Source organism: Variovorax sp. RCC_210, assembly GCF_041355175.1.
GTDB lineage: Bacteria > Pseudomonadota > Gammaproteobacteria > Burkholderiales > Burkholderiaceae_C > Variovorax.
Genome location: NZ_JBFUPJ010000018.1, coordinates 108,487 through 126,028 on the forward strand (window position 1 = coordinate 108,487; position 17,542 = coordinate 126,028).

General features: G+C 68.1%; 18 protein-coding genes. 9 read left to right on the forward strand and 9 right to left on the reverse strand.

Annotated elements, in window-relative coordinates; all coding sequences use genetic code 11:
* Positions 1–3 precede the first annotated feature (3 nt).
* The gene (locus tag AB6807_RS34315) at positions 4–1,266 is read right to left on the reverse strand and encodes a YbfB/YjiJ family MFS transporter (RefSeq protein WP_371088039.1); all 1,263 of its coding nucleotides are present in this window, start codon (positions 1,264–1,266) and stop codon (positions 4–6) included.
* A gap of 125 nt (positions 1,267–1,391) precedes the next feature.
* Between AB6807_RS34315 and AB6807_RS34320 the strand changes: the two genes are divergently transcribed.
* The 3 genes from AB6807_RS34320 to AB6807_RS34330 all read left to right on the forward strand — a co-directional run bounded on the left by AB6807_RS34320 (position 1,392) and on the right by AB6807_RS34330 (position 3,498).
* Positions 1,392–2,372 carry a LysR family transcriptional regulator gene (locus AB6807_RS34320; RefSeq protein ID WP_371088040.1) on the forward strand — a complete coding sequence of 327 codons (981 nt, stop codon included), beginning with the start codon at positions 1,392–1,394 and terminating at the stop codon, positions 2,370–2,372.
* A 125-nt stretch (positions 2,373–2,497) separates the two neighbouring features.
* Positions 2,498–3,247 carry an SDR family NAD(P)-dependent oxidoreductase gene (locus AB6807_RS34325; RefSeq protein WP_371088041.1) on the forward strand — a complete coding sequence of 250 codons (750 nt, stop codon included), beginning with the start codon at positions 2,498–2,500 and terminating at the stop codon, positions 3,245–3,247.
* 29 nt (positions 3,248–3,276) lie between these two features.
* Positions 3,277–3,498: a 4-oxalocrotonate tautomerase family protein gene (locus tag AB6807_RS34330; RefSeq protein WP_371088042.1), complete on the forward strand. Its 222-nt coding sequence runs from the start codon at positions 3,277–3,279 to the stop codon at positions 3,496–3,498.
* A 12-nt stretch (positions 3,499–3,510) separates the two neighbouring features.
* Here AB6807_RS34330 and AB6807_RS34335 read toward each other — a convergent pair whose 3' ends face one another.
* Complete coding sequence (locus AB6807_RS34335) at positions 3,511–4,440, reverse strand: amidohydrolase family protein (RefSeq protein WP_371088043.1); 930 nt, start codon at positions 4,438–4,440, stop codon at positions 3,511–3,513.
* A 60-nt stretch (positions 4,441–4,500) separates the two neighbouring features.
* On the opposite strand from AB6807_RS34335, the gene AB6807_RS34340 reads away from it, so the two are divergent.
* Positions 4,501–4,938, forward strand: coding sequence for a PaaI family thioesterase (locus AB6807_RS34340; protein WP_371088044.1), 438 nt, complete (start codon positions 4,501–4,503; stop codon positions 4,936–4,938).
* A gap of 89 nt (positions 4,939–5,027) precedes the next feature.
* Here AB6807_RS34340 and AB6807_RS34345 read toward each other — a convergent pair whose 3' ends face one another.
* A complete protein-coding gene (locus AB6807_RS34345) occupies positions 5,028–5,285 on the reverse strand; it encodes a hypothetical protein (protein ID WP_116910600.1) in 258 nt (85 codons plus the stop codon).
* A gap of 177 nt (positions 5,286–5,462) precedes the next feature.
* On the opposite strand from AB6807_RS34345, the gene AB6807_RS34350 reads away from it, so the two are divergent.
* Positions 5,463–6,836, forward strand: a complete 1,374-nt coding sequence (locus tag AB6807_RS34350; protein ID WP_371088045.1) for a serine hydrolase domain-containing protein — start codon at positions 5,463–5,465, stop codon at positions 6,834–6,836.
* A gap of 13 nt (positions 6,837–6,849) precedes the next feature.
* Here the strand turns inward: AB6807_RS34350 and AB6807_RS34355 are convergent, their stop codons facing one another.
* From AB6807_RS34355 to AB6807_RS34375, 5 genes are all read right to left on the reverse strand, one after another.
* On the reverse strand, positions 6,850–7,362 hold the full coding sequence (locus tag AB6807_RS34355) for a nucleoside deaminase (RefSeq protein WP_371088046.1): 513 nt from the start codon (positions 7,360–7,362) through the stop codon (positions 6,850–6,852).
* Between the two features lie 5 nt (positions 7,363–7,367).
* Positions 7,368–8,660: a cyanate transporter gene (locus AB6807_RS34360; protein ID WP_371088047.1), complete on the reverse strand. Its 1,293-nt coding sequence runs from the start codon at positions 8,658–8,660 to the stop codon at positions 7,368–7,370.
* Positions 8,657–9,868, reverse strand: a complete 1,212-nt coding sequence (locus AB6807_RS34365; protein ID WP_371088048.1) for an amidohydrolase family protein — start codon at positions 9,866–9,868, stop codon at positions 8,657–8,659. The genes AB6807_RS34360 and AB6807_RS34365 overlap by 4 nt, the downstream gene beginning before the upstream one ends.
* Positions 9,869–9,929: 61 nt before the next feature.
* On the reverse strand, positions 9,930–11,405 hold the full coding sequence (locus AB6807_RS34370) for a sodium:solute symporter (protein WP_371088049.1): 1,476 nt from the start codon (positions 11,403–11,405) through the stop codon (positions 9,930–9,932).
* On the reverse strand, positions 11,402–11,650 hold the full coding sequence (locus AB6807_RS34375; RefSeq protein WP_371088050.1) for a DUF3311 domain-containing protein: 249 nt from the start codon (positions 11,648–11,650) through the stop codon (positions 11,402–11,404). Before AB6807_RS34375 ends, AB6807_RS34370 begins: the two co-directional genes overlap by 4 nt.
* Before the next feature lie 199 nt (positions 11,651–11,849).
* Here AB6807_RS34375 and AB6807_RS34380 point away from each other — a divergent pair, with 199 nt between their 5' ends.
* From AB6807_RS34380 to AB6807_RS34395, 4 genes are all read left to right on the forward strand, one after another.
* Entirely contained in the window at positions 11,850–12,632 is a 783-nt protein-coding gene (locus AB6807_RS34380; protein ID WP_371088051.1) for a GntR family transcriptional regulator, read from the forward strand.
* A gap of 114 nt (positions 12,633–12,746) precedes the next feature.
* Positions 12,747–13,688, forward strand: a complete 942-nt coding sequence (locus AB6807_RS34385) for a DMT family transporter (protein ID WP_371088052.1) — start codon at positions 12,747–12,749, stop codon at positions 13,686–13,688.
* A 123-nt stretch (positions 13,689–13,811) separates the two neighbouring features.
* Positions 13,812–15,239: a hypothetical protein gene (locus AB6807_RS34390; protein ID WP_371088053.1), complete on the forward strand. Its 1,428-nt coding sequence runs from the start codon at positions 13,812–13,814 to the stop codon at positions 15,237–15,239.
* A 139-nt stretch (positions 15,240–15,378) separates the two neighbouring features.
* Positions 15,379–16,209, forward strand: coding sequence for a TorF family putative porin (locus AB6807_RS34395; protein WP_371088054.1), 831 nt, complete (start codon positions 15,379–15,381; stop codon positions 16,207–16,209).
* A gap of 187 nt (positions 16,210–16,396) precedes the next feature.
* On the opposite strand, the gene AB6807_RS34400 is transcribed toward AB6807_RS34395, so the two are convergent.
* Positions 16,397–17,371, reverse strand: a complete 975-nt coding sequence (locus tag AB6807_RS34400) for a Bug family tripartite tricarboxylate transporter substrate binding protein (protein WP_371088096.1) — start codon at positions 17,369–17,371, stop codon at positions 16,397–16,399.
* Positions 17,372–17,542: the final 171 nt, after the last annotated feature.

Genomic DNA, 17,542 nt, shown 5'->3' on the forward strand with positions numbered 1-17,542 from the left:
GAATCACTTCACGGTGTGCAGCCTGCCAGCAACAAGGTCTGTAAGCAGCGCCAGCACCACGGCGCCGCCGCCCAGCGAGAAGAGCAACGCATAGTTACCACCCGAGTGCCCGAGCAGCCACGACATGCCGTATGCCGCGCTGGCCTGCAGCACCGCGAAACCGGTGGTCGCCTGGCTCCATGCGGCCTTCTGCAGCGAGGGGTGGTGCGCCAGCAGCTCCTGCACCCGGCCCAGCACCAGCGGCACGATGCCCGGCGTGAACGCGCCGATGACCACGCTGGACACGATGAGCCCGCCATGCCCGATGACCCCGAAGGCCGGCAGCGCCAAGGCCAGCGCCTGCACCGCGAAGGCGATGCGCAACGCGGCGCCGAAGCCCACGCGGTCCGCCAGGTAGCCGCTGAGCACCGGCCCCACGATGGCACCCAGGCCGAACACCACCCAGTACTGCGCCCCCACCGCCAGCCCCTGCCCCAGCCCGCGCGCGACGAAGTCGACCAAAAAGATCATGTGCGGCACCAGGCACACGGCGTTCAGCGCGTAAGACAGGGTCAGCGCGCGCAACCTGCCCGTGGCGACGGGCGGGCGCGCGCTGGCCGCATGCGCAGCGTGCGCGGCATGCGAACCGGGAGCCACCGGCGCCGCGGCGGGCCAGCCGTGCCACGCGACGGCGGTGAGCACCAGCGCCAGCACCGCCAGCCCGATCCACGTGGCCGCCAGCCCCTGGCGCAGCAGCAGCGGCACCAGCGTGCCCGAGGCCGCGATGCCCAGGCCGATGCCCGCGAACACCATGCCGCTGGCCAGCCCGCGTTGCTGCGGCGTGACGTGCGCGAGCACCGTGGGCGCAGCCAGCACCATCAGCGCGCCGCCGGCACTGCCCGAGACCACGCGCCAGCCGAAGAACCACGCGAAGTCGACAGGCCAGGCGCAGGCCAGCAAGGACGCGGCGGTCGCCAGCATCATGGCGCGCAGCACGCTGCGCACCGGCCAGCGCGCCGACATGGGGCCGCCCAGCAATGCGCCCAGCAGGTAACCCACGAGGTTGGCCGCGCCCAGGTAGGTGGCGGCCGAGGCGCTGAACCAGTGCGCGTCGATGATGGCCGGCAGCAAGGGCGTGTAGCCGAAGCGCGCCAGCCCCAGGCCGACCAGCGTGGCGCAGAAGCCCGCGAGGATGGCGCGCCACGGCGGCGCGGCGGGGTTCGCACGACCGGTGAGGTTCGCGGGGATGGCGGGGTTCGCCTGGTTGGCGCGGTGGGCTGCGGCCATGGGAATTTCTCCTGCTGTTCGTCGGCTACACGTGTGTGCCAACCGACGCCTCGATGCTAGTAATTGCCGCCGCCCGAGTGAATCCCTATGCTTGGGCATTCAGTATTTCGCAGCAAGGAAGAATCGTGGACCGCATCGATGCCATGAAGGTGTTCGTCGCAGCGCTGGCCGAAGGCAGCCTGGCCGGCGCGGGGCGCAAGCTGGGCAAGTCGCCCGCCGCGGTGAGCCGCGCGATCGCCTTCCTGGAAACGCACGTGGGCGCCGAGCTGCTGCACCGAACCACGCGCTCCATTCGCCTGAGCGACGCGGGCGAGCGCTACGCGGTGGCATGCCGCCGCATCCTCACCGACCTGGAAGAAGCCGACATCGCCGCCGCCGGCGAGCGCTCGGCCCCGCGCGGCCGGCTCACGGTGACGGCGGCGGTGGCCGTCGGCGAGGCGCTGCTGAGGCCCATCCTCGACGAGTTCATGAACGCGCACCCCACCGTGTCGGTGCGGCTGCACCTGCTCGACCGGCCCGCCAACCTGATCGACGAGGGCATCGACGTGGCGCTGCGCATCGCGCACCTGGCCGATTCGACGCTGGTGGCGCTGCCCATCGGCGAGGTGCGGCGCGTGCTCACGGCGTCGCCGCGCTACCTGGCGCGGCACCCGCGCATCGCGCAGCCGTCGGACCTGGCGGAGCACCAGGTTGTGGCCATGACGCACTTCGGCATCGACTCGTGGAGCTTTCCGCCGCAGGCCGGCTCCACGATGCCGCGCACGGTGCAGTTCGCGCCGCGCTTCGTGGTCAACAGCCTGCGCGCGGCGGTGGCGTCGGCGGCGGAGGGGCGCGGCGTGCTGCGCTCGTTCTCGTACCACGTGGCCGACGAGGTGGCGCAGGGGCGGCTGCGCATCATCCTGCCCGACGACGAGGCGCCGCCGCTGCCGGCGCACCTGGTATCGCCGCACGGGCGGCTGTCGGTGCCGAAGGTGCGGGCCTTTGTCGACTTCGCGTTGCCCCGGCTGCGCGCGGGGTTCGCGGCGTGGTCGGAGGCTTGCGCGCCGAAGGAGAAGGCTGCGGCCAAGCCAAGGCCCAAAGCGGTCCCAAAGCCAAAGCGCGCCTGATTCACTCGCCATAAGGAAGAGTGATTGCCGAACGCCGGCTATTCACTCTTCGCCCGGTCGAATCCACACTTCCTTCCATGACGGCGCCGCATCTCGCGGCCCGCTGAAACCGGAAGGAAATCATCATGACCGTGCAGATCCCCCAAGGCGGCAAGACCGCCGTCGTCACCGGCGCCAGCAGCGGCATCGGCTTTGGCATTGCCCGCCGCCTGCTGGCCGAAGGCTGGAACGTGGTCGGCAATGCGCGCAGCGATGCGCGGCTGCAGGAGGCCGCGGGCCAGCTGAACGCGGGCGACCGCTTTGCCGGCGTGGCCGGCGACATCGCCGACCCGCGCGTGGCGCAGGCGGTGGTCGGGCATGCGGTGTCGCGCTTCGGCGGCGTCGATGCGCTGGTGAACAACGCCGGCATCTTCCTGCCCAAGCCCTTCATCGAGTTCACGCCCGAAGAAATCGAGCAGCAGATCGCCACCAACGTGAAGGGCACCATCTTCGCGTCGCAGGCCGCGGCCAGGCACATGATCGGCCGCGGCGCGGGCGCCATCGTGAACATCACAGCATCGATCGCGCTGCAGCCGCGCAGCAACGTGCCGGCCTTCATGGCGGTGCTGCTCAAGGGCGGGCTCAACGCGGCCACGCGCGCGCTGGCGCTCGAACTGGCGCCGCATGGCGTGCGCGTGAACGCGGTGGCGCCCGGCATCATCGACAGCCCGATGCACCCGGCCGAGTCGCATGCCTTCCTGAAGACCCTGCAGCCGACCGGCCGCCTGGGCACCGTCGACGAAATTGCCGACGCCGTGCTCTACCTGGTGAACGCGGGCTTCACCAGCGGCGCCGTGCTGGCGGTGGACGGCGCCGCGGCGGCGGGCAACTTCTGAAACCGGGCGCGAAGCACAAGGAGCACACCATGCCATTCGTCAACGTGCGCATCACGCGCGACGGCGTCACGCGCGAGCAGAAGGCCACCGTGATCGCGGAGATCACCGACACGCTGCAGCGCGTGCTGGGCAAGAAGCCCGAGCTGACGCACGTGGTGATCGACGAGATCGACACCGACAACTGGGGCTATGCGGGGGAAACGACGACGGTGGTTCGGGCGCGGGAGCGTGCGAACGCGAGCGCTGACTAGCAGCGTCCCCGTTCAGCGCAGGTCGAACAACGCAGCCGCATTGCCCCACGCAATGCGCTGCGCCACATCGGGCGGCAGGTCGCCCAGCCACACGCGGTAGCCGCGCATGATGTCGTCGTAGGCGCTCCAGCGCTGGTTGACCCAGGTGTCGGAGCCGACCAGGAAGCGCCCGGGGTACTTGAGGATGAGCGCGCGCCACTCGGGGCACAGCGTGCCGCCCTCGCAGGTGAGCCCGGGCCGGTAAGACAGCTCGCCCATCAGCAGCGGGTAGCGCTCCAGCAGCGCCTGCACGCGCGCGATGGGCGCGCCGCCGATGCCGGTGTGCGCCCAGATGAGGCGCAGGTCCTGCCCCTTCGACGGGGCGTTGGCCATCAGCAGGTCGATGGCCTCGTCGTCCACATGCGCGAGCACCGCGAGCTTCTGGCGTTCCGCCAGCGCAATGAGCTTCTTGGCCACGGGGCCGTTGGCATTGGCGCTGTCGTACAGGTGGAACTCGCCCAGGCCGCGGTAGGGGCCGCTGGGCGTGCCGCGTGCGAGCTCGGCCTGCACCATGTCGTGGATGGTGTCGTCGCGGAACCAGTTGCCGTAGTCGTCGCGGTTGCGGTACAGGCGCACGAAGGGCACCACGCGCACGCCGGCCTCGCGCGTTTCCTTTGCCGCGGGCAGCGTCTGCGTGCCGGCGTTGGGGCGCGAGTTGGCGACGATGGCCTTCACGTTGTTGCGCTGCATGCGCGCCAGCGCTTCGGCGGGCGGGTAAGGGCCGGTGTTGCCGTCCCATGCTTCCTGGTTGTAGTGCAGGTGGGTGTCGAACAGCGGGCCGTCGTACGGCGCCTTTGCGGGAGCCTGTGTAGGCGCCTGTGTCGCGGCCTGCGCGAAGGCTTGCGACACCAGCGTCGAAGAGGCGGCCAGCAGCAGGCTGGCGAGGATCGCGGGAGCGCGCATGGGGTCCTCTCGGGGTCGCGGATGGTAGAACCTGAATTATTCGAGACTCCGCACGCACCCATGAGCAATACCCCGACAACCCAGACGCGCATTGCCGACAGCTTCGGCTCGCAAGGCCTCATGAAGACGCTGGGCGCCAGCCTCGTGTTCGTGGGCGAAGGCGAGGTCCACATCGCCATGCCGTTCTCGCTGGCGCTCTCGCAGCAGCAGGGCTTCGTGCACGCGGGTGCGGTCACCAGCATCGTCGACAGCGCATGCGGCTATGCCGCGTTGACGACGGCACCGGCGGAGTTCGACGTGGTGACGGCCGAGTTCAAGATCAACTTCATGCGCCCCGCGCTGGGCACGCGCTTCCTGGCCGTGGGCAAGGTGCAGAGCGCGGGCAAGCTGCTGTCGGTGTGCACGGGTGAAGTGCGCGCGTTCACCGACGGTGGCACCGCGTACAAGGTGGTCGCGATGATGCAGGCGACGGTGGTCAACGTTCGCCGCGCAGGCTGAACCACGGTTCACCCGTCATCACGCGTCGCTCATGAACGACGAAGGGCACGCCGCGCAAGGCGGCATGCCCTTCAGCGGGGGAGCGTGGATCAGCCCGCGTTCTTCAGCGACTGCTTGGCCTTGTCGGCCGACGCCTTCGAGCGGTTCTTGTGATAGCCCGACTTGACGTTGTTCACGGCCTTGCCCACGGGGCCGCTCTTCTTGGCCTTGCTGTCGGCCTGCTTCTCGTCGATCTTGTGCTGCGCGGCGTCGGTCGCCTCGGAGGCGGCCTTGCCGATCTGCGCACTGGCGGTGCCAGCGGCGAGCAGGGTGAGCGACGTGGCGATGGCGATCAGGGCTTTGTTCATTGAGCGGTCCTCCGGGTTGTTGAAATCAGGCTTCATGGTTGCACCGCGCCGCGAGATGCCGTGTCAGCGGCCACCGCGCGTGGGTTGGCGACAAACACTACAGGTGCGATCATCCGCGCCGGCGCGCCGCTGGAGGGGCACGGCTCGCGAAGGTCGAAAACCAACAAGGAGACTCGCGTGGATCAAGCTGTCGAGAAGGCATTGGTATCAACGTGCCTGGGGCGCCCGAAGCGCATCCGGCTGTCGGCTTCGGTGCTCGCCACGGCGTTGCTGCTGGCGGCATGCGGAGGGGGTGGAGGCGGCGGGGGTGGTGGGGGCGCGGCGCTTCCCATCGTCGTCGCACCGCCCGCATCAACCGCGCCACCCGCGAACGGAGGCACCGACGGCGGCAACAGCGCCGCCTACCCCCACGCGAACGAGCCCATCGGCACGGTGCGCCAGATCTACGACGGTGCGCTCTCGGCCGACCTGGCCGTGAACACCTACCGCAACATCGACCGGCTGTTTCCCACGCGCACCATCGAGCCCGGCGGCACGCCGTACCCGCTGCCCGCAGCACCCACGCCACTCACGCAGCTGAGCTTCACCGCCAACGGCAACACCTACGCCCTGGCCGACTTCCTCACCGTGAACCGCGTGGCCGCGCTGCTGGTGCTGAAGAACGGCAACGTGGTCAACGAGACCTACCGCTACGGCAACACCGCCAAGACGCGCTGGATGTCGATGTCGGTGGCCAAGTCGGTCACGTCCACGCTCATCGGCGCGGCCGTGAAAGACGGCTACATCGCCAGCATCGACGACCAGGTCGTGAAGTACGTGCCCCGCCTGGCGGGCAGCGCCTACGACGGCGCCACGGTGCGCGACGTGCTGATGATGGCCTCGGGCGCGAAGTGGAACGAAACCTACACCGACCCGGCCTCCGACCGCCGCCAGCTGCTGGAGGCGCAGATCAGCCAGAAGGCCGGCTCTGCCATGGACCTGATGAGCAAGCTGCCGCGCGCGGCAGCGCCGGGCTCGGTCTACAACTACAGCACGGGCGAGACGCAGGTGGCCGGGGAGATCGTCCACAACGCCGTGAAGAAGCCGCTGGCGCAGTACCTGTCCGAGAAGATCTGGTCGAAGGTGGGCATGGAGTCGCAGGCCAACTGGTGGCTGGACTCGCCCGACGGCGTGGAAATTGGCGGCAGCGGCATCAGCGCCACGCTGCGCGACTACGCGCGCTTCGGCCTGTTCGTGATGAACGACGGCGTGGCCGCCGGGCAGCAGGTGGTGCCGGCGGGCTGGATCGCGCAGGCGGGTTCGCCCAAGGTGCTGAGCACGGGCAAGCCGATCAGCTACGGCTACCTGTGGTGGATACCGCCCAGCGGGCCCTCGGCGGCCGACGGTGCGTTCTACGCGACCGGCATCATGGGCCAGTACATCTACATCAACCGCAAGGAACAGGTGGTCGTCGTGATCTGGGGCGCCCAGACCGACCCGGCGGGCAACGGCAGCTTGCCGGTGGTGCCGTTCTTCGATGCGGTGGTGGCGGCGTTGAAGAGCCCGGTGTAGGGTTTCAGCAGCCTCAGCCCACCCGGCGCGAGGCAGCCCAGTCCGAAAGAATCCGCACGGCGTCGTCGGCCAGCTTCTGTTCCGCGGGCAGCGTGCGCTGCTCCAGCGTGGCGCCGGCCTCGGCGCGCAGCGCCTCGACGTCGATGGGGTGCCTTGCCGCCACGCTCACGCCCTCGAAGGCCTCGCCCGACTGCGCGAGCGAGGCCGCGTAGTACAGCTGGCCGATGCCCGCGATGTGCATGGCCGCCACGCACATGGCGCAGGGCTCGCACGAGGTGTACATCTCGCAGTCCGCGAGGTTGACCGTGCCCAGCTTGCGGCAGGCATCGCGAATGGCCTCGATCTCGCCGTGCGAGGTCGGGTCGGAGTGCGCGACGGAGTGGTTGAAGCCTTCGCCGACGATGGCGCCGTCTTTCACGACCACGGCACCGAAGGGCTCGGTGCCGGGCACGCTCAGCGCCTGCGCGGAAAGTGCGAGCGCGCGTTGCATGAAGGGCTGGTGGTACATGCGGGTCATGGGGGTCATGGGGGTCATGCCTTTCTGGCGCCGTCGAGCGCGTGGACGGGTGAGTGGGTGTGCGGCGAGGACGGCTGCGGTGCGAACAGCCCCGCCATCGCTTTCGCATAGCGGCCCGGGTCGAAGCACAGCATCAGCGGCAGCAGCACCACGACCACCGCGCCCAGGTAGGCCCACGCGAGCGTGAAGCCGCCGGTGTGCTCGCGCACCCAGCCGGTGACGAAGGGCGCGAGCGCCGCGATCATGAAGCCCACGCCCTGCATGAAGCCCGCCAGCGCGCCGGCCTGCGCCGGATCGCCCAGGTGGTCGAGCGCCAGCACCATGCACAGCGCGAACGCGCCGCCCAGGCCGAAGCCCAGCACCACGGCGACGGCCGGCGCCGGCACGGGCGCCTCGAAGGTGAGCGCGGCAAAGCCCGCGAGCTGCGCGAGCAGCGTGAGCACCAGCCAGGGCCGCATGTCGCGCCCCCGGCTGCGCGCGATGGCGGGCATGGCCAGCGCGGCCACCACCTGCGCCAGCGTCATCAGCGCGAGCACCGAGCCGCCCTGCTGCGCGCTCCAGCCCTGCTGCGCATAGAAGTGCGGCAGCCACGCGACCAGGCTGGTGTAGCCGCCGTTGATGAGGCCGAAGCACACGGCCAGCAGCCAGGCGCGGCGGTTGCCGAAGCAGCGCAGCCACGAGAGGTTCTGGCGCGGCGCGTCGGCAGTGAACTGCACGCGCCGCATGTTCAGCCAGTACAGCAGCGCGAAGGTCGCGAGCAGCGCCCAGATGGCCAGGCCCGCATGCCAGTCGGGCTGCGCGCCGCCGAACGCGTGCGCCACCCACGGGCTGGCCATGGCACCGAGGCCGCCGCCGCCCATGATGGCGGCGGAGTACAGCCCCGTCATCACGCCGATGCGCGTGGGGTAGGCCTGCTTGACCACGCCGGGCATCAGCGCCTGCACCAGCCCCACGCCCGCGCCCGCGAGCGCCGCGCTCCACAGCAAGGCCGCCGCGCCGCCCGCCACGTAGCGGCTCGCGCAGGCCACCGCGATGGCCGCCAGCCCGCAGGCAATGCCGGCGCGCGCGCCCACGCGCTGGCCCACCGCCGCGCCGACGAGCGACATGGCGCCCATGGCGAACATCGGCAGCACCGTGAGCAACGCGACCGCATGAAAGCTGATGCCCGTGGCCTGCCGTATGGCCGCCAGCAGCGGGCTGCTCGAGGTGAGAAAGGCGCGCAGGTTGAGCGCCACCAGCACGATGACGACGGCGAAGGCCATGCCGCCATCGCTGCCGCCGTCCTTGCTGCCGCGCCGCACCGTCACAAGGCCGCGACCTCGGGCTGCAGCACGCCCTGGCGCGCCACCACGCGCCCGCCCGACACCACCAGCCGGCGCACGGGGCGAGCGACCACGGCCTGCGCCACGGTCTGCGCGTCGACCAGCACCAGGTCGGCGCGGTTGCCGGGCACCAGCCCGTACTGTTCGAAGCCGCAGCCGCGCGCGCCGGAATGGGTGACGGTGTCGAGCGCCACTTCGAGCTCGTCGTCGCGGCGCAGGTTGTAGCGCAGGCCGATGATCATGGCGCGCTCGAGCATGTCGGGGTTGCCGTACGGCGACCAGGTGTCGCGGATGCCGTCGTTGCCGCCCAGCACCGTCACGCCGGCCTGGCGGCAGGCCAGCAGCGGCGGCACGCTGCGCGAAGGCGGCGCGCTGGTGACGAGAACCACGCCCAGCTTCGCCATGCGTGCGAGCAGGGCTTCGCGCTCGCGTTCGCCTACGTCACCCAGGCAGAAGCCGTGGCTGATCGCCACCTTGCCCTGCATGCCCAGCGCCTCGGTGCGCTGCAGGATCAGGTCGAGCGAAAACGCGCCCATGGCGCCGGGCTCGTGCAGGTGGATGTCGAGCGGGCGCTGGTGCTTGTGCGCGATGCCGAAGAGCACGTCGAGCGACTTCACCGGGTCGCCGTCGATGGCGCAGGGGTCGAGGCCGCCGAGCACGTCGGCCCCCATGGCGAGCGACTCGTCGAGCAGCTCGGCGGTGCCGGGGCGGCCCAGCAGGCCCGACTGCGGGAACGCGACCAGCTGGATCTGCTGCACCTCGCGCAGCGCCTCGCGCGTGCGCAAGGTGCCTTCGAGGTGGCGCAGGCCGGCCTGGGTGTCCACGTCCACATGCGTGCGCAGCCGCGTGGTGCCCAGCGCGAGGAAGGCCTTGGCCAGCACCTTCGATTGCGCGGCGGCGTCGTGGCCGCTGGCATGGCGAAAGGCGCGCTCGTTGTCGATCTTGTCGGTGAGGTTGGTGCCGACCTCGTTGCGGTACCAGTCCATGCCCCACATCGTCTTGTCGAGGTGGGTGTGGCCTTCGACCAGGCCGGGCAGCAGCAGGGCGCCACCGCCCTCTTCCACCGGCGTGGCGGTCGGCGCGGCGAGCGCGGGGCCGACCTCGGCGATGCGGCCGTCCTGCACGCGCACGTCGACGGCCGGACCACCAGGGGAGCCCATGGGGCGAACATTGCGGATGAGGAGCGAGGACATGGGGTCGGGTTCTTTCAAGGACGTGGGACGGCAGGTCAGGGCGGCAGCTCAGGGCGCCAAGTCAGGCCGGTTGCGCGGACACGCTGCGCGGCACGGCGCGTGCCGTGAACAGCGCGACGATCACGAACACCAGCGCGTTGGTCGCCAGCGCCACCAGGCCGGTGTTGAGCGACTTGAACACCACCGGCGCCGCGGGAAACAGCGTACCCAGGTTGGAGCCCGTCGTCATCATGAAGCCGAGCACCGCGCCGCCCGCCAGGATGCCCGCGAAAGCCGCGTGCTTGTTGCCGAAAGGCTTCTTCATGAGGCTGAACAGCAGCGACGGCAACAGCTGCGTGAGCAGGCTGGACGCGAAGATGGCCACCGCCACGATGGTGGTGCCGCCGCGCAGCACGAAGTACACCGCCACCAGCGCGAACACCGGCAGCACGCCGCGCGCCACGCGCGACACCTGCTTGTCGGTGGCGTTGTGGGCGAAGCCTTCCTTGTAGACGTTCTTGCCGATCACGGTGGAGGCGGTCAGCAGGATCATCGAGCCCGGCACCAGCGCCGTGAGCACGCCCGTGCCGCCGATGACGCCCACGAACCACGGGTCGAAGGTGTGCTTGACCAGACCGAACAGGGCCAGGTCGACCTCCGCGCCCTTCAGCCCCGGCACCTGCAGGATGGCCGCGAAACCCACCAGGAACAGGAAGGCGATGACCACCTGGTACAGCGGCATCAGGATGGTGTTGCGGCGCACTGCGCTCGCGCTCTTGGCCGCGTACACCGAGGTGAGGTTGAACGGGTACAGGTAGTAGCCCAGCGCGGTGAGCAGGATGGTCGAGTTGTACCAGGTGAGGTTCAGGCCTTCTTTCGGGAACTCGAAGAACGTGGGGTTCGCGGCATGGATGGCCGTGAACATCGGCGTGACGCCGCCGTAGTAGTGCCACGGCAGGTAGAGCCCCAGGAACACCGCGAGCGCGAGGATGAGCACGTCTTTCACGATGGCGATGCTGGCCGAGCCGTGGATGCCCGAGAACAGGATGTAGCTGACCATGACCACCGTGCCGATCCAGATGGCCACCTGCGGCGAAATGGTGCCGTACGAGGCCTCCGACACGATGATGCCCAGCCCGCGCAGCTGGATGGTGAGCAGCGCCACCATGCCCATGAGCGCCACCACGGACACCAGCACGCCGAGCGGTCGGCTGTTGTACTTGTGCGCGAAGAAGTCCGAGAACGACACCAGCTTGTGCGTGGTGGCGTAGCGCCATACGGCCGGCAGCATCCAGAAGGCCATGAGGTAGGCCAGCCCGCCGTAGGCCAGGATGTAGAAGGCCGGCGTGCCCTTGCTGTACGACCAGCCGCTGGCGCCCAGGAAGGTGAAGGTGGAAAACGACTCGCCCGCCATCAGCAGGAACACCATGATGGCACCCAGCCCGCGCCCGCCGAGCGCCCACTGCTCCAGGCTCATGGTGCGCCCGCGGCGCGCGAGCACCGCCAGGCCCAGCGCGCCGATGACGAACAGCGCGATCACGCCGAGGGCGGCGTTCATCGGGCGTCTCCCTGCGCGCGCAGCGCGACCGCTGCACTAGCTGCGTCAGCCGCGTCGATGGCATCCAGGTCGCCCTCGGCGCGGTCGATGAGCACCATGATGAGCGAGGTCAGCACCAGCCAGCTGACGTTCCACACCATCAGGAAGGGCATGCCGAGCACGAAGGTGGGCGCGACCGACGAGAGCCAGCCGCCGCTGAAGAAGGCGACGACGGGCAGCGCGGCCAGCCATTTGACGGATTTCATCGGGGAGCCTCGATTCCGGGTTTGGTTGAGAGTTGAATCCATTTTGGTTGACCATAAATATTATTTTGGTTAACCAAACGAGGCGAATGGTACGGAGCGGGGCGGGCCGCGTCAATCCGGGGGATTTCCCGGAGGCCGTGGGGTGAAGCCGTATGCAACGGGGGTGCGGGCAATAATTGCCCCGCTCTTTCCCATGCCCATGCCTTCCACCGCACGCAAACCACCCGCCCCCACCGAACCGCCGGAGCTCACCGAGGCCATGGAGTCAGACGACGCCAACGTGGACGAGCGCGTGTACGCCGCCGTGTCCAAGGCCCTGCTGAGCGGCAAGCTGCGCCCCGGCACCCCGCTGCGCGAGCGCGCGCTGGCCGAGGCGCTGGGCTGCACGCGCGGCGCGGTGCGCAAGGTGCTCGCGCGGCTGGGCTCGGAAAAGCGGCTGGTGCTGGAGCACAACCGCGGCGCCTTCGTGCCCAACCCGTCGATCGCCGACATGCGCGGCATCTACCGCGCGCGGCGCATCGTGGAGGCCGGCCTCATCACCACGCTGTTCGGCCAGCTCGCGCGCGAGCAGGTGGCCGCGCTGCGCAAGCACGTGCAGGCGGAGCAGAAGGCGTTCAAGGAAGGGCGGCGCGAAGACTGCATTCGCCTGGCCGGCGACTTCCACCTGCTGCTCGCGCAGATGGCGGGCAGCGACGAGCTGCTGTCGTACATCCAGCGGCTGATTTCGAACACCGAGCTGTACAAGGCCCTGTACGACTCGGCCGAGGCCGCGAGCTGCGCGCCGCGCGAGCATGAACAGATCATCGAGGCGCTCACCGGCAAGTCGCTGGACAAGGCCATCGCCATTGCGATGGAACACCTGGACGAGCTGGAGCAGCGCGTGATCGCGGGCGCGGCGGCGGAGCAGGAGGTGGACCTGGCGACGCTGCTGAATGGTGGGGGCAACAGCGCACCGCACCGCGGGCACGACCACAGCCACTGAGGCATTCGCGCTTCGCTCGCAGTGGGGCGCGCACATTTCGCTCGCCAGCGGGGCGTGCACATTTCGCTCGCCAGCGAAGTGTCGGTGGCCCGGTCTCGCGAAGATCGGCGCACCATGCAAAGCCCCGCCCTCGCCGCTTCAAGCCGACCCCACGCCCCCGCCTTCGAATGGGCACTGCTCGCGGTGCTCGCGACCTGCTGGGGCGCGTCGTACACCTTCATCAAGATCGGTGTCGCGACCATCCCGCCCGTCACGCTGATCGCCGCGCGCACCCTGGTCGCCGGCCTGCTGCTGCTCGTGGTGCTGCGCCTGCGCGGCGTGCGCTTGCCGACCGATGCCGCCACGTGGCGCCGCTTCGCGCTGCAGGCCTGCCTGAACAGCGTGCTGCCGTTCACGCTCATCGCGTGGGCCGAGCGCAGCGTCGACGCGGGCCTGGCGACGATCCTCAACTCGACCTCGCCCATCTTCATCTTCCTGCTCGGGCTGGCGCTGGGCGGTGCCGACAGGCCGACCCTGCGCCGCCTGTTCGGCGTGGGCGCGGGGCTGGCCGGCATCTGCCTGATCGTCGGGTTCGAGGCATTGAACGGGCTCGGGCATTCGCTTCTTGCGCAGCTCGGGCTGGTGGTGGCCGCCGTTTGCTACGGCTGCGCCGCGATGTTCGGGCGCGTGTTCAAGGGCCTCGACCCGATGGTGCCGGCCGCGGGCTCACTGCTGAGTGGCGCGGCCCTGCTGCTGCCCGCGAGCCTGCTGATCGACAGGCCCTGGACGCTGTCGCCGTCGGCCGGATCGGTGGGGGCCGTGCTGGCGCTGGCGGTGCTGTCGACCGCGCTGGCCTTCACCCTCTACTTCAGGCTCATCAAGACACTGGGGCCGATGTCGACCGCGGCGCAGGCGTACCTGCGCGTGCCGATCGGGGTGGGAATCGGCGTGGTGTTTCTGGGCGAGACGCTGGTCGCCACGGCATGGATGGGCCTCGCCTGCATCGTGGCGGGAGTAGTCGCCATGACGATTCCTGTCAAACAAAGAGCAGTACTTAACGAAGCTCACAAAGTTTGAATTCTTGCTAACACACTCCCTGTTGGTGCAGGTGCATTTCTGTTGGTGCACTGCCAAATTTGGCACGGATGTTGCGGAAGTTTTTCGCGCCGTCGCGCAAACAACAAACAGGGAGTTGCCTACATGGCTCAACAAGAGAAGTCCGATTCGGAGAAACGGCTTGTTCAGGGAACGAATCGTCGTTCGGTGCTGAGGGCCGGCCTTGCGGTTCCACTTGGATCGTCTGTGTGGCTGGCTGCATGCGGGGGTGGTGGAGGTGGCAGCGATCCGTTCGTACCGGCACCGGCCGCAACGACGACGCCCGAACCCGCGCCACAGATGGTTGCATCAGCGCCCGCTAAGGTGCAGGTGCCACCCATTGATCCGCCACCGGCGAAGCCCGTGCAAGAGGCGGTGAAGCAAGTGCGTGTCCTGAACTTTCATACACCCACCGCGCCAACGCCTGCCAGACAACGTGCGCCCACCGAGGACATGAAGACTTATGCGACGCGCGCGTTGCAATCGAAGTTCGAGTTGCTTCGAGATGCGCTGGCAGAAGGGTTACCGAAGAAGACCTCGCCGGCCGAACTCTGCTACTTCGTGGCGCCCGAGTTTTTCTGGAACGTGAACTGGGATGCCGTACGAAACGAAGAAGACATCAAGATCTTTTCGGACACATGCGTGATCGAGGTGAAGAAGCATGTGCGCGCGCTGATCAGCCTCTTTCCCCAGGAGCAATTCGGCAAACTGACCTTGCTGCCCGGAACGGCGCAGGTCTTGATCAAGCTGAACCACACGGTACCAAACGCCCGCTTGCTTGCCACGGCAGACGACAACGCCGGCATCCTCCTCGTTGGACGCGACGGCAGACACTTCGAGATCCCGTTCCCCGGTGACAAGGTCTACGAGGCGTTCAACTATGTTCTCGCGATCGATAACTTCAGCAAACCCAATCCAGATGGCGCCCAGCCAATGTCCATGTGGCCCAAGCGCACCGTTTCCAGCATCGACTTCCCGCACAGCGTGGACCTTGGCGCCCCGTATTGGGTACCCCGCCTGGGAAAGCTTGACATTCTGGTTTTGAAAACATCTTCCACTGACGCCTTTTCCAATGCAGGCGGCAGCCAGTTCCCTGGCTTCGACAACGACCCGCTTGGTGGTGTGCCGTTCGGGGTAGACATCTGCCTCGACTACATGTCGATGTACGACAACGGGGAGTACAAGCGGATGTCACAGATCGAGGACACCAACTACGTCATCGATTTTCTGATTGCATCCGGCATGTCCATTGCGGCCGATCACAACTATCTGCCGTCGGTTCAGTACATCGTCAGAAACGACGGCGCAAACCATGCGTTCGATCTTGGCTGCGAAATCTTCCGGCTCTCCGCGCCGGCCACCAAAGAAAAACCCGGGCCGAGGCATGTCCACAAGCGCGTTCGACAGACCGTGGTCGCAAACCCCAGAGGTGCCGCAAACACCCTTTTCGACTCGTACTTCGACGTTCATCCGAACGCGGGCAAAGATGCACCCAAAGTCATCGACGATCTGCCGTCCCCGATAGGGCTCTAGTTCAACCGACTGTCGCGCACTCCCCCGCCCGACACATCTGCACTCAGAAATTTTGCGCCCGCACGCGCATTTTTTACACGGCTTTTAGACCCGGCCTTCTACGCTGCCGGCTCACCGACATTCATCAAGTTTTCCACTCATGAACAACCTTCTTCGCATCGCTTTCCCGGTGCTCGTTCTCCCCACCCTTGCCGCCCTGCCCCTGCTCGCCAGCGCGCAGCTCGCCGGCAATGTGGCCCTCACCACCGACTACAAGTTCCGCGGGCAAGACCAGGACATGCTGGGCAAGAACGACTACGCCAAGACCAAGGGCTTCAAGCCCGCCATCCAGGGCGGGCTGGACTACGCCTTCGGCGACAGCGGCTTCTACGTGGGCAACTGGAATTCGAGCGTCAACTGGCTCAAGGGCAACAGCATCGAAAGCGACATCTACGGCGGCTACAAGTTCAAGGCCGGTCCGTTCGACATGGACGTGGGCGCCCTCACCTACCTCTACCCCGGCAATTCGTCCGGCAACACCACGGAGCTGTACGGCAGCGCGGGGTACACCAGCGAGGCCATCGGCTCGTTCACGCTGAAGTATTCGCACACCGTGTCCAAGGACTACTTCGGCTACGCCGGCAACAAGGCCGGCTCGGGCCTGAAGGGCACCAACACCGGCTACCTGAACCTGGCGTACAGCAAGGAAATCGTGCCCAAGGTCACGCTGAAGGCCGCCGTGGGCTACACCAACATGTCCAGCGACATCCGCAGCCTGGGCTACAAGAGCTATGTCGACTACAACGTCGGCGCTTCTTACGACTTCGGCAACGGCCTCTCGCTCGCAGGCTCGGTGCAGGGCGCGAACAAGCAGAGCTCGTACCTCGCGGTGAGCAACCCCGGCATCGACCTGGGGTTCGGCACTTTCGGCAAGCAGACCTTCTCGCCGAACAAGGCGCGCTTCATCCTCACGCTGACGAAGACGCTGTAGCCCGGCCACGCAGAGCCGCGGCCGATCAGCGTTTCACCCGCCGCGTGCCCCGGTGCGCAGGGCGTCGGGTGCTTCCCGCAGCGAAATGAAGGAGGAGCGAAGCGGGGGACATTCGCGGAGGGAAGTACCCGGCGGCCTGTGCACGCGCCCTGAACACGACAGCGCCCAAACAAGCCCCCGGAAAAAATCAATCGACGCTGATGTTCGCGGCCTTGGCAACCTCGGCCCACTTCAGCCGGTTCTCGTGCACGGTCTTCTTGAACTGTGCCGGCGTCTCGATGCGCACCGTGTTCCCCTGGCTCTCGAAACGCTCGCGGACCTCGGGCTGCTCGAGCACCGCCTTCACCGCCGCGTTGAGCTTGTCGACGACCTGCGCGTCCGTGCCCTTGGGCGCGAAGATGCCGAACCAGATCGAGCTGTCGAAACCCTTGGTGCCCGGCAGCCCGCTGGAGGCGATGGTGGGCACCTCTTTCACGGCCGGCACCGCCGTGGCCGTCGTCACGCCCAGCAGCCGCACCTTGCCGGCCTTGTACTGCGGCAGCACCGTCTGCACCTGGTTCATGATGCAGCAGGTCTCGCCGCGCACCACCGACGTGATGGCCTCGGGCCCGCCCTTGTACGGCACGTGCACCATGTTCAGCCCCAGGCGCGAATTGAACTCGGCGAACGCCATGTGCGTGCCCGCGCCGTTGCCTGTAGACGCATAGTTGTACTTGCCCGGGTTGGCCTTGACCAGCTCGACGAATTCCTTCAAGGTCTTGACGTTGATCACGTCCGGGTTGACGGTGAGCACGTTCGACACGTCGAGCACCGGCGCCACCGCGACGAAGTCGGCCTCCACGTCGAAGGGCAGCTTCTTGTACAGCGCGGCGTTGCTGCCGTGCGTGGCCGCCGTGCCGAAGGCCAGCGTGTAGCCGTCGGGCTTGGCGTGGGCCACGTAGTCGCTCGCGATGTTGCCGGCCGCGCCCGACTTGTAGTCGATGATGACCGGGCGGCCCAGCTGCCTTGCCAGCGGTTCCTGGATGGCGCGGGCCACCACGTCGACGCCCGAGCCCGCGGGGAAGCCCATGATCAGGGTGACAGGTTGCTGGGGCCAGTCCTGCTGCGCGAAGGCCGCGGAAGCCACGAGCGACGCTGCGGCGAGCGTCAAGGCACGGCGCATGAAACGGGCAGGCATGAAACGGGCAGGCATGAAACGGGCAGGCATGAGACGAGAAAAAAGGGAGGAACGAGAATGGGCCATGTCAGTCTTTCAGCCCTTGTCCAGGGCGGTCCGCGCGAGCTGCGACGAGTCGGAAAAGCCGGATTGTGGCGCGCCGCTCATGCCTGTTTC